This window comes from Ilumatobacter sp. (genome assembly GCF_030065885.1).
Lineage (GTDB): Bacteria > Actinomycetota > Acidimicrobiia > Acidimicrobiales > Ilumatobacteraceae > Ilumatobacter.
Map to the genome: position 1 here is coordinate 20,251 of NZ_JASJCS010000052.1, position 11,559 is coordinate 31,809.

At 70.1% G+C, this 11,559-nt stretch carries 12 protein-coding genes; 7 read left to right on the forward strand and 5 right to left on the reverse strand.

The window, feature by feature from the left end; all coding sequences use genetic code 11:
* The first annotated feature begins 147 nt into the window (after positions 1-147).
* The 4 genes from QNJ12_RS12335 to QNJ12_RS12350 all read left to right on the forward strand — a co-directional run bounded on the left by QNJ12_RS12335 (position 148) and on the right by QNJ12_RS12350 (position 4,925).
* Complete coding sequence (locus tag QNJ12_RS12335; protein WP_300622952.1) at positions 148-2,136, forward strand: bifunctional metallophosphatase/5'-nucleotidase; 1,989 nt, start codon at positions 148-150, stop codon at positions 2,134-2,136.
* Between the two features lie 151 nt (positions 2,137-2,287).
* Entirely contained in the window at positions 2,288-3,202 is a 915-nt protein-coding gene (locus tag QNJ12_RS12340) for an alpha/beta hydrolase (protein WP_300622953.1), read from the forward strand.
* Between the two features lie 126 nt (positions 3,203-3,328).
* Positions 3,329-4,138, forward strand: coding sequence for an enoyl-CoA hydratase/isomerase family protein (locus QNJ12_RS12345; protein WP_300622954.1), 810 nt, complete (start codon positions 3,329-3,331; stop codon positions 4,136-4,138).
* 52 nt (positions 4,139-4,190) lie between these two features.
* Complete coding sequence (locus tag QNJ12_RS12350) at positions 4,191-4,925, forward strand: hypothetical protein (RefSeq protein ID WP_300622955.1); 735 nt, start codon at positions 4,191-4,193, stop codon at positions 4,923-4,925.
* 12 nt (positions 4,926-4,937) lie between these two features.
* Here the strand turns inward: QNJ12_RS12350 and QNJ12_RS12355 are convergent, their stop codons facing one another.
* Complete coding sequence (locus QNJ12_RS12355) at positions 4,938-5,525, reverse strand: TetR/AcrR family transcriptional regulator (protein WP_300622956.1); 588 nt, start codon at positions 5,523-5,525, stop codon at positions 4,938-4,940.
* 213 nt (positions 5,526-5,738) lie between these two features.
* Here QNJ12_RS12355 and QNJ12_RS12360 point away from each other — a divergent pair, with 213 nt between their 5' ends.
* Positions 5,739-6,356 (forward strand): NAD(P)-binding domain-containing protein, encoded by a 618-nt coding sequence (locus tag QNJ12_RS12360; RefSeq protein WP_300622957.1) that lies wholly within the window; start codon positions 5,739-5,741, stop codon positions 6,354-6,356.
* Between the two features lie 105 nt (positions 6,357-6,461).
* On the opposite strand, the gene QNJ12_RS12365 is transcribed toward QNJ12_RS12360, so the two are convergent.
* Positions 6,462-7,046 carry a VOC family protein gene (locus QNJ12_RS12365; RefSeq protein WP_300622958.1) on the reverse strand — a complete coding sequence of 195 codons (585 nt, stop codon included), beginning with the start codon at positions 7,044-7,046 and terminating at the stop codon, positions 6,462-6,464.
* 104 nt (positions 7,047-7,150) lie between these two features.
* Between QNJ12_RS12365 and QNJ12_RS12370 the strand changes: the two genes are divergently transcribed.
* A complete protein-coding gene (locus QNJ12_RS12370) occupies positions 7,151-7,939 on the forward strand; it encodes an enoyl-CoA hydratase/isomerase family protein (RefSeq protein ID WP_300622959.1) in 789 nt (262 codons plus the stop codon).
* A gap of 9 nt (positions 7,940-7,948) precedes the next feature.
* Here the strand turns inward: QNJ12_RS12370 and QNJ12_RS12375 are convergent, their stop codons facing one another.
* The 3 genes from QNJ12_RS12375 to QNJ12_RS12385 all read right to left on the reverse strand — a co-directional run bounded on the left by QNJ12_RS12375 (position 7,949) and on the right by QNJ12_RS12385 (position 10,859).
* Positions 7,949-8,740 (reverse strand): hypothetical protein, encoded by a 792-nt coding sequence (locus tag QNJ12_RS12375; protein ID WP_300622960.1) that lies wholly within the window; start codon positions 8,738-8,740, stop codon positions 7,949-7,951.
* Between the two features lie 97 nt (positions 8,741-8,837).
* Complete coding sequence (locus QNJ12_RS12380; RefSeq protein WP_300622961.1) at positions 8,838-10,061, reverse strand: cytochrome P450; 1,224 nt, start codon at positions 10,059-10,061, stop codon at positions 8,838-8,840.
* A gap of 75 nt (positions 10,062-10,136) precedes the next feature.
* A complete protein-coding gene (locus QNJ12_RS12385; RefSeq protein WP_300622962.1) occupies positions 10,137-10,859 on the reverse strand; it encodes a zinc-dependent peptidase in 723 nt (240 codons plus the stop codon).
* A 169-nt stretch (positions 10,860-11,028) separates the two neighbouring features.
* Here QNJ12_RS12385 and QNJ12_RS12390 point away from each other — a divergent pair.
* The coding region (locus tag QNJ12_RS12390; protein ID WP_300622963.1) for a DEAD/DEAH box helicase at positions 11,029-11,559 on the forward strand (531 nt) is incomplete at its 3' end.

The window sequence follows — 11,559 nt, forward strand, 5'->3', positions numbered from 1 at the left end:
TGCCGAGCGATCGATCACCGCTCACCATCGCCGAACGCCGATCGGTCCGAGTTCATCTTCCGTGCGGACATCTGTAATGTCGCGCGCGCGTCCGGGTTGGGGGACGTAAACGGGTGGACCAGCGACAGCAGATGACAGGAGCTCATCATGAAGCACCGAACGGAACCGAGGTCGAAGCTCGCCATCGCGATTCTTGCGATCCTCGCCATGTTCACGGCCACGGTGGCCAGTACGGCCTCGGCCGGGTCGTCGGGCGACGACGACGACAGCAGCGAGGAACGTCGTGGTCGCGACGACCACAGCAGCGACGATGACAGCAGCGACGACGACAGCAGTGATGACGACAGCAGCGACGATCGCCGCAAGCGCGTGGTCAAGCTGACGATTCTCCACAACAACGACGCCGAGTCGGCGCTGCTGCCGAGCGAGGTCGACGGCCGCACGTACGGTGGTGCTGCGCTGTTCACGTCGGTCGTCGATCGTGAGAAGCGGCGCGCGGAGCGCCGTTCCGACGGCGTGCTGATGCTGAGCTCGGGCGACAACTACATCCCGAGCCCGGCGCTCGACGCTTCGATCGACCAGGGTCTGATCCCGATCCTCGACACGCTGTTCCTCGACGAGGTCGGCTACGACGCGCTCGCGATCGGCAACCACGAGTTCGACCTCGGCACCGGCGTGCTCGCCGACTTCATCGGCAATGGCTTCGGCACCACCAACCCGGCGCCGCCGTTCCTGTCGGCGAACCTCGACTTCTCGAACGTGCCCGAGCTGCAGGCGCTCGCCGACATGGGCCGGATCGCCTCCTCGACGGTCGTCGAGGTCGACGGCGTGCCGGTCGGCATCGTCGGCGCCACGACCGAGGCGATCAACATCATCAGCTCGCCCGGCGACACCATCATCAACCCGGTGTTGCCGGCCGTGCAGGCCGAGATCGACGCGCTCACCGCAGACGGTGTGGAGATCATCATCTTCATCAGCCATCTGCAGGGCGTCGACGAGGATCTTGCGCTGCTCGAGCAGTTGTCCGGCGTCGACGTCGCCATCGCCGGCGGCGGTGACGAGCTGCTGGCCAATCCCCGTGACCGGCTGTTCCCCGGCGACGTGCCGGCGTTCCCGTACCCCATCATCGGCACGAACGCCGACGGTGCGGACGTGCCCGTCGTGACGACCTCGGGCAACCTGCGCTACCTCGGCCGCCTCGAGGTCAAGTTCAAGGACGGTGAGCTGGTCAAGATCGGGCGTCGGTCCGGTCCGGTGCTCGTCGAGCAGACTCGCCGGATCCAGCCCGATGCGAGCGTCGTGGCCAACGTCGAGGAGCCGGTGGCCGCGTACATCGAGACGCTCGGCGCCATCGTCGGCACCACCGACGTGCCGCTCGACGGTCGTCGCGCTGCGGACGGCAAGTTCAACAACTCACCGATCCGCTCCCAGGAGACACAGCTCGGGAACCTGATGGCAGACGCCCTCAAGGCCGACGCCGACGCGTTCCTCGGGACGACCGACGCGGTCGCCTTGCAGAACGGCGGCGGGATCCGCAACAACGACGGTGGCCCGGCGACCGCGATCATCGGGCCCGGCGCGGTGACCGAGGCGGACACGGGCGCGATCGCACCGTTCGGCAACGCCGTCGTCGTGGTCGATCTCACGTTCCAGCAGCTCGTCGACGTCATCGAGTACGGCATCGACGAGGGCCGCGACGACGGTCGCTATCCGCACGTCGCCGGCATGCGTGTCGAGTACGACGATGCGCTCGCCAGCAACACCGTCGACGACCCGATCGTCATCGAGAACCTCACGCTCGACGACGGCACGCCGGTGGTCGTCAACGGCGTGGTCCAGGCGTCGACCGACACAGTGCAGATGGCGACGATCGACTTCCTGGCCGACGAGCGCAACGATGCCGGCCTCGGCGGCGACGGCTACCCGTTCCCGAACATGATCGCCGGTGACGGCGTCGACGACGCGTGCGGCACGGCCACTCGGCCCGACTGCACCGTGGTCGGCACCGACTACAAGGTCGCGCTCGAGAACTACATCAAGGCGCTGCCCAACGCCACGGTGACGGTCACCGACTACCCGGTCGTGCCGCGGCCGCAGCCGCTCGGCTCCGGTGATCGGATGGTGCCGACGGCCTGAGGCCACCGCCTCGACGTACCCGGAGTGTCGCCGGGCCGTCCCCCTCGAACGAGACGGGGCGGTCCGGCGACGGGTCTGCCCGCACTCGTCGCCTGACGGCGACGGCACCTACCGTGCATCACATGACGACTGGCCGGTTGGACGCGGCGCCGTGAGCGAGCGAGTCGCTTACGACGAGTTCGGTCTGTTCCACGAGAACGCCGCGGAACACGGGCTGCCGTACGACGGCCGGCCGCTCGTGCGGCGTGCCACCAGCACCCTCTCCGACGGCCGCCACCTCAGCAGCCTCGTCTGGGGGAACCGGCCGGCCGAGCTGGTGCTGATCCACGGCGGCGCCCAGAACGCTCACACCTGGGACACGGTCGCGATGGCACTCGGCCGGCCCCTCCTCGCGCCCGACCTGCCCGGCCACGGCCATTCCGACAGCCCGGCGCCCGGTGTGGGCACCCGGCCCGACGCCAACGCCGCCGACCTGGCCCAGGTGATCGACGACCTCGCGCCGGCGCAGCGGCTCGTCGTCGGCATGTCGCTCGGTGGGCTGACGGCGATCGCGCTCGGCGCCCTTCGGCCCGATCTCGTGCAGCGTCTCGTGCTCGTCGACATCACGCCGGGGGTCACCGGCGAGAAGGCGAAGGCGATCCACGACTTCGTCCGTGGCCCTGCGACGTTCCCGAGCTTCGACGAGCTGCTCGCACGCACGATGGAGTTCAACCCGACCCGCTCGGAGAGCTCGCTGCGGCGCGGGATCCTCCACAACGCAGTCCAGCTCGACGACGGCAGCTGGGTCTGGCGCCACCGCCGCGACGACTACACGGCGATGGGGGACACCGGCGACCCCGAGCAGCGCCCCGACATCACCTTGCTGTGGGACGACCTCGAGCGGCTCGCCGCGCCGGTGACGCTCGTCCGCGGGACCCGCGAGCAATCGGTGATCGCCGATGAGGACGTGGCCGAGCTGCGACGTCGTCGCCCTGACGCGGTCGTGATCGAGGTCGACGCCGGCCACAGCGTGCAGGGTGACCAGCCACTCGAGCTCGCCGAGATCATCCGAGGAGAACTGTCATGAGGATCGACGACGCCGAGTTGCGCTCGGGGTCCACCGACCATCGCCGCCGAGGAGCAGCCACATGAGCATCGACGACGCCGAGTTGCGCTCGGGGTCCACCGACCATCGCCGCCGAGGAGCAGCCACATGAGCATCGACTACGCCGAACGGCACCCGAGCTTCCGCTACGACTGGCCGAAGGAGGGCGTGCTGCGGATCACGTTCGACGCGCCGGGACTCAACGCGGTCGGGATCGACGGGCACCACGACCTCGCCGAGGTCTGGCTCACGGTCGACAAGGATCCCGACGTGCACGTCGCCGTCCTCCAGGGCGCCGGCAAGGGTTTCTCGGCCGGTGGCAGCTTCGACCTGATCGAGGGGATGATCGACGACTTCGCGATGCGCACACGGGTGATGCGCGAGGCCCGCGACCTCGTCTGGAACGTCATCAACTGCTCCAAACCGATCGTCTCGGCGATGCACGGGCCGGCGGTCGGCGCCGGGCTCGTCGCCGGTCTGCTGGCCGATGTCTCGATCGCCGGACGTACGGCGAAGATCGTCGACGGCCACACACGCCTGGGCGTCGCCGCCGGCGACCACGCTGCGGTCTGCTGGCCGTTGCTGGTCGGCATGGCGAAGGCGAAGTACTACCTGATGACCTGCGACAGCATGACCGGCGAGGAGGCCGAGCGGATCGGCCTGGTCTCCCTCTGCGTCGACGACGACCAGGTGCACGACAAGGCCCTCGAGGTGGCCGACCAGCTGTTGGCGGTCTCGCCGTCGGCCGTGCGATGGACGAAGCACGCGCTCAACCACTGGTACCGAGCCGCGGGCCCGGCCTTCGATGCGTCGCTGGCGCTGGAGTTCTACGGTTTCGGCGGGCCCGACGTGCGGGAGGGCGTCGCCTCGCACCGCGAGAAGCGGTCGCCTGACTTCACGGGCCCGACATCTGAGTGAGCGACCTCGGCCGCTCGGGAACGCATCGACGGGTCCGAGGGTTGACTCCGTCATGGCATCGCTCGCACCGCTTCCCGACCTGTTCGTCCCGACCCGCGACGCGCTCCAGCGCGTCGCGGTCCACGTCGTCGCTCGTGCGCGCCAGCAGGGCACCGGCCGGTTCGGACTCCGTGTCACGCCGGGCGGGTTCGGGACGCCCGAGTTCGGCGACGACGTCGTCCGGGTTCGCGTCTCCGGCGGGTTGCTGGTGCGCGAGGTCGCCGGCACCGACGGGTCGAACAGCGCGGCGACAGCGATCGACGGTGCGTCGCTCGCGGATCTCGCGCAGGTCGCTCGGGTCGATCTCGGCGTCGAGCTGGACGTCGGCCACGACACGCCGCCGATCGGCCCGATCGACGAGGCGCTCGCGGTCGACGAGGCGTCGGCCCGGGCGCTGGCGCGCTGGTTCGCAGTCGCTGCGCAAGCGCTCGATCGCGTCGTTGCGACGTCCCCTGCGGCGGCCGAGCCGTCCGCCATCCAGCTGTGGCCCGAGCACTTCGACGCCGCGCTCGACCTCGCGGCGACGGCCGAGCGTCGCGTCAACCTCGGTGGTTCGCCAGGCGACGGCTTCCACGCCGAGCCGTACCTGTACGTCGGCCCGTGGACCGACGACCGTCCGGGTGACACCGGGTTCTGGAACGCGCCCTTCGGCGCCGTCCTGGGCTACGACGCCGTGCTCGCCGCAGACGACCCTGTCGCCGTCGCCGTCGACTTCTACAGGCGCGGGGTCGAACTGCTCGCCTCGTGATGCCGGGGCGGGTCAGGCGGCGTCGCCCCCGCACGCCCGCCAGACGAGGCGAGCGGTCGTGCGGGGCCAGTCCCGGGCGGGCGCCTCACCGGCGAGCGCGTAGGCGTAGAACGAGCCGGTGCACATCGTGACGGCGACGTCCAGGTCCGCCGGAGCGGCCGTCAGCGATCCGCACGCCCGAGCGGCATCGAGGATCTCCCGGAGTCGTCGACGGCGCGGCTGGACCACCGCGGTCCGGTACGCCTCGACCACGGTGGGCTCCGTCGAGCCGAGCATCATGCTCCCGGCGAGGCCGGTGGTCCGGGCTTGCTCGACGCCGTCGCGGAATGCCCGGAGCTCGGCCTCGAGATCGATCAGGTGGTCGCCCGACGGGTCGGGTCGCCCCTGGTCGGCGACGCGGTGCACGGCGTCGATGACCAGTTCGGTCGGGGAGGCGTAGCGGCGGTACAGCGCGGGTCTCGTGGTCTGGGCGCGAGCGGCCACCTTGGCGAAGCTGACCCCGTCGACGCCGTCGGCCGTGAGGACCTCGACCGCCGCCTCGATGATCGCCTCGTCGAGGGCATCGTCGCGTGGGCGTCCCCCGACGCCGCCGCTGCTCACGCGGTCACCGTCACCCGGCGCGGGATGGGGTCTGCCTCGATCTCGTCGATGGGAATACAGTACACATGCGTATCGTTACAGTGGTGTACCGGAACGCGCTCCCGTGTTCCGTGAGGAAGGGAGTCATCGCGTGAGCAACGAACGACGCGCCACGAGTCGGCAGCGACAACACGGAGGCGCCGGGACGCCTCGTCCCGCGAGCGGGGCGTCGACGTGAGCGCGCTCGACATCGCGGTGCTCGGTGCCGGTGTCGTCGGCACCAACCTGGCCCGCCGCTTCGCCGAGCTCGGCCATGCCGTCACCTTCGGGGCCCGCGACGTCGCCAGCGGCAAGGTCCTCGCCGCGCTCGACGCAGTCGAGGGCGCTTCGGCGCTGCCGATCGCCGATGCGGTCGCCGCGGCCGACATCGCCGTGCTCGCCGTGCCGTACGGCGCGATCGGCGACGTGCTCGGTGCGATCGGCGACCCCGCCGACACCGTCCTCGTCGATGCGACGAACCCCGTCGGGGAATCGCTACCCGACGGCGCAGCGTCGATCGTCGACATCATCCACGAGCGGCACCCGTCCGCGCAGGTCGTGAAGGCGTTCAACACCATCGGGGCCGAGGCGTACCTCGAGCCACGTACCGATGCCGGCGCCTACTTCCTGCCCATCGCCGGTCCTTCCGGCGCCGCCGAGCGAGTCAGGGACCTGGCCGCGGCGATGGGGTTCGATGCGCTCGTCATCGGCGACGTCGACGCGGCCCCGCTGCTCGAGAGCCACGCTCAGCTCTGGATCCACCTCGCGTTCCGGACAGGGCTCGGCCGCGGCTTCGGCTTCGTCCGGGTCTGATCCGGATCATCGACGCTCCGCATGTGGCGGCGAGCCCTGCGGGCTGGGTGAGCAGTGCGGGCTCGTTGCCGCCGAGCAGCGGCCTCGCGGCTGGGTCGCGTCGGCTCAGGCGGGGGTCGGTTCGTCGACGAGCGTGGTCGCCGGCAGTGTTCGGAGGCCGCCCTCGCGGAGCTCGAGGACGGCGGAGACCGGGTCGGGGTCGCGGAAGTAGCGCTCGTCGACGAAGTCGGGGTCGGTCGCCGTCGGGTCGTCGGCCCACCAGGACGCCTCGAGCGCGATGCCGTTCGGGTCGTTGAAGTAGATCGAGCGCATCAGCCCGTGATCGACGACGTCGGTGACCTCGGACCCGGCATCGACGAGTCGACGGCGGAGCGCGAGCAGCGCGTCCTCGTCGGGGAGGTCCATCGACAGGTGGTCGAACTGGCCGGCGCGGGCGTCGAACACGCCGGCGGGCTTGGTCAGCTCGTTGGTCCTTTGGCCGATGTACTCGAAGAAGGCGACCGAGCTCGTCGGTCCGAACGAGAAGAAGTAGTGACGGAACGTGTCGGTGCCGATCGTCGCGACGAGCGGCGCCCCGAGCACGCCGTGCCAGAACCGCACGGTGGCATCCATGTCGTTGGTGATGAGGGCCAGATGATTGAGCCCTTGCCAGCTGGGTGTGGTGTCGTGTCCGCTCGGTGTCGTCGGCATCGCGCCTCCTCTGACTCATTGCTTGCGCACGCAAATACTACCGCATGGTCTGGAGGCGTCCACTCGCTCCGATGCCCCGGCCCCGGGGAACGTATCGTCGGGACATGGACCTCTCGACGATGACCTACGAGGTGCGCGACAAGGTCGCCCACGTCCGCTTCACGCGACCCGAAGGGGCCAACGCCGTGAGTCCGGCGTTCTCGGCCGATCTCCGCGCCGTGATGCTGGCCATCGAGTTCGACGACGCGGTGAAGGCCGTGTCGGTCACCGCGGAGGGCAAGGTCTTCTGCGCGGGCGGTGACCTCAAGCTCTTCCACGAGGCCGGCGCCGATCTGCCGGGTGTCGCGGCCGACATGCTCGTCGACTACCACGGCGCGATCTACAAGATGAACTCGATCCCGAAGCCGTTCGTGGCCGGGGTCCGGGGCGCGGCCGGAGGCGCCGGCCTGTCGCTGATGAGCGCCTTCGACCTGGTGGTCTCGGGGGAGTCGGCCAAGTACACGATGGCGTACACGCGCGCCGGTGTGACGCCCGACGGGACGTCGTCGTACTTCGTGGCGCGGCACATCGGTCTGCGCCGGATGCTCGATCTGACGCTGACCAATCGCGTCCTCGGGGCCGACGAGGCGGAGTCGTGGGGGCTGGTGAACCGCGTGGTGCCCGACGACGACGTCGACGCAGCGGCGGCCGAGTTGGCGCAGCAGCTGGCGGACGGGCCGGCGTGGGCGCTCGGTCACGCCAAGCGCGTCGTCTACCACGGCTACGACCACTCGTTGCAGACCGCCGGCGAGTACGAGGGCGTCGTGATCGCCCAGGCGATGGGCGGCCACGACGGCCAAGAAGGCATCGCAGCGTTCGCGCAGAAGCGAGCGCCGGACTTCATCGGCGAGTAGCCGACTCGGTCAGCCGGCCGAGGGTGCGCCCTGTTGCGCCTCGTCCCCGCCCGCCCCGTCGTCTCGCGCCTCGGTGGGGCCGGCCTCGGATCCGGGTTCGTCGAGCGGCTCGGTCAGGCCCATCAGCAGCTCACGGGCGGCGACCGCGTACAGCGACCATCCGTCCCGGCCCACCCAGGACAGATCATCCACTTGCGCGATGTCGGGCGCCAGGCGGATCGACGCCCACAACCCGTACTCGAACGCCCGGAGCATCAGGGCGATCTGGTTGCCGTCGATGCCGGGCTTGTATCGGCGACCGAAGTGTTCGAGCGCGTCGTCGTACATCGAGGACAGTTCGCGCGTCCGCCGCACCTCGGCGTCGACGAATCGGCGGCTCAGCTCGGAGTCCTGCGGCAGCTCGCGCAACGCCGTGTGCACGCTCCAGCCGTCGTGGTCGTCCAGCTCTTGGCCGAGTGAGAAATTGGCGCCGAGGCGAATCGCCTCGTCGAGCGGCGCTCCGCTGGCCACGACGTTGGCGACGTAGGCCTCGATGCCACTGTTCGACGTCGCCATGTCGATGAGGCGTTCGGTCAGTTCGCGGATGTAGGACTCGCGCGGGGTCGTGGACGTCGCCGTCTTGTCCGTCCACGCGGTGTAGATCATGCCGGGGCTGGCGTAGCCCGCCTCGGTCGCGACCGCCTTGAGGTCGATGTGTGCGATCGGCGACGAATCGCCCAGGGTGCCGAGCTGTCGCAGCACGACCGCGATTCCCGCTTCGAGCAGGCGTTCCCTGACTTCGGCGCTGGTCGGTCGTGCCATGTTTCGGACTGTACGCCGCAGGAGTCGATCCGTCGATCACGGGCCGGCGTGCTCCCGTCGATCGCCGCCCGCCGGTGATGACGAGCCGATAACAACGCTACAAGACGGTGTGACGGAGCAGCACCGGGAGCGAGCGGGGCCCTCTCACCTGACCGTTCGCCCAGGTCGTCGGTCGATCGTGGTCGAGCTCGTAGTCGGGGAAGGCCCGCAGCCACTCCTGGAGCGCCACCGTGAGCTCGAGCCGCGCGAGGTTCGAGCCGAGGCAGCGGTGGATGCCGAGTCCGAAGGCGACGTGCCGGTTCCTCGCCCGGTCGATCCGGAACTCGTGGGCGTCCTCGAACGCCGCAGGGTCATGGTTGGCGGCCGGGAACGTGACGAGGGTCTGCTCGCCCTCCCGCACCGGGCACCCGGCCACCTCGGTGTCGGCGATGACCTTGCGGCCCATGGTGACGGGGGCGTAGTAGCGCAACACCTCCTCGGTGGCCGTCGTCCACAGCAGGACGTCGTCATCGGCGGCGACGAGTGCGGCTCGTTGTGCCGGATGCCGGGCGAAGTGCCACAGGCCCGATCCGATCGCGCTCCAGGTGGTGTCGATGCCGGCGATGATCATCAGCGAGACGTAGCCCCGCTTGAGCTCGCGACTGACCGGTTCACCGTCGATCTCGGCGTGTGCGATCAGCGAGAGCAGATCGTCGCGAGGCTCGGCTTCGCGCTGGTCGAGCAGGCGGTCGTTGTACGCGGCCATCTCGTCGGCGACCTGCTCGCGAACGGCGTTGTCGCGAGGTGCGAGCTGGAAGTTGCGGAAGATCCAGTCGCGGAACATGTCGGCATCGGATTCCGGAACGCCGAGGAGCTGACAGATGCCGTGCACCGGGATGTGCTGGACGTACCGCTCGGAGAGGTCGACGTGCGTCTCGCCCTCCAGGCCGGCGATGAGCGAGCGGCAGAACCGGCGGAGATCGTCCTCCATCGGCGCGATGGCCTTCGGGCTGAACGCAGGGAGCAGGAGCCGGCGGTGGCCGTGGTGATCGGGTGGGTCGGAGGTGATCGGCGGTGCCGGGCGGCGGACGGCGTCGGGGCGGGCGACGCTCACGAACACCGACGAGAAGTGTTCGGTGTCATGGGCGATCTCGGTGACCGCATCCATCGTGACCGGCATGTGAGCCCGTCCGTAGCGCTCGGTCGTCGCCATCGGGCACTGGTCGCGCACGTCGTTCCAGATCTCGATCGCGTGCTCGCCCCAGCCGTCGTCGAGCCAGTCCCAGTCGTTGACCCAGTCGGTGACAGGCGGCAGCTCCGTCGCGCCGGTCGCCTCGCCCATGCGTCCCCCCTCTCGGTCGCCCCCATCGCAGCGTAGACAATGCCGTCGATCACCGCCGGGCCGGGGCGGGCGAACTCACCTCCGGGCGGCAGGGTCCTGACGGTAGAAGTCGGCTAGACGCCGGTACACACGCGGAAGGTGTGCTCGCAGGTCGGTCGGCCGGGTGAAGAAGAGCTCGCTCGTCACCGCGAAGTACTCGGCGGGGTTGGTCGCCGCGTATGCCCGGACGAGACCGTCGGGGCCGCGGCGACGCAGTCGGCGGTAGTTCGTGCCGAGCGTCTGGACCCATGCCGAGCGTGCCGCCTGGTCGGGGAGCGGCGGCATCCCGTCGGCGGGCCCCTCGAGCTGGTCGAGCTTGTGCGCGAACTCGTGGTACACGACGTTGACGCCGCGATCGGGGTCGCCGACCTGGCGGCGAACGGTGCGCCAGTCGAGCAGGACCGGACCGCGGCCGTGGCCCGACTGGCCGGCGAGGTACTGCGGACCCGACGTGTACACCCCGCGCACCGGGCCGGGCTGGGTGCCGCGGGTCACGATCGTGCGTCCGTGGAGCACGATCGATGCCACGTTGCGGAACGGCCGCGTCGTCGGCTCGAACCCGGCCGCCAGGAGCGCGGCGTGGGCGGCGATCGTGAGCACCATCTCGTCGGTCACCTCGACGTCGCGAGCGCCTTCCCACGACGGTTGCCGGATCAGCCGGTCGGCATGGACGAACCAGCGCTCTCGGGACTCGCGGTCGAGCCGGTGGTACTCCTGCGGCGCAGCGGCGATCAGCGGCTGGCGCAGCTCGTCGTTCATCGCTCCAGTGTGCCGCCGCGATCCCCGTGGGCCGACCGCCTGCGCAGGACCGACCAGGTCGAGCCGCCGCACCTCGCCCTGCGGTAGGGAGGCGGCGTGCGGGTTCGCATGCGCGGCGATAGAAATCGTGCCCGCTTCGCGCCCCGCGCGTGGAACGCTGAGACAGGACATGACCGGCACCCGATCACGACATCGAGAGCACACGCGTGCGAGCCGCGAGGCGGCGCGAGCTGCTCGCGCCGAAACGCGCCGCCGCCTCGCGATCGAGTTCCCCGCGTCGCTGCCGATCGTCGCCCGGCGCGACGAGCTCGTCGACGCGATCCGCGATCACCAGGTGGTGATCGTCGCCGGCGAGACCGGGTCGGGCAAGAGCACCCAGCTGCCGAAGTTGTGCCTCGAGGCCGGGCGCGGCGTCGACGGGCTCATCGGGCACACCCAACCGCGTCGCGTCGCAGCCCGTACCGTGGCCGAGCGGATCGCCGACGAGCTGCGGACCCAGGTCGGCGACGCCGTCGGCTACACGGTCCGGTTCAACGACCGCGTCGGCGACTCGACGCTGGTGCGCGTCATGACCGATGGCATCCTCCTCAACGAGCTGCAGCGTGACCGCGAGCTCCGCCGGTACGACACGCTCATCATCGACGAGGCCCACGAACGGAGCCTCAACATCGACTTCATCCTCGGGTACGTGAAGCAGCTG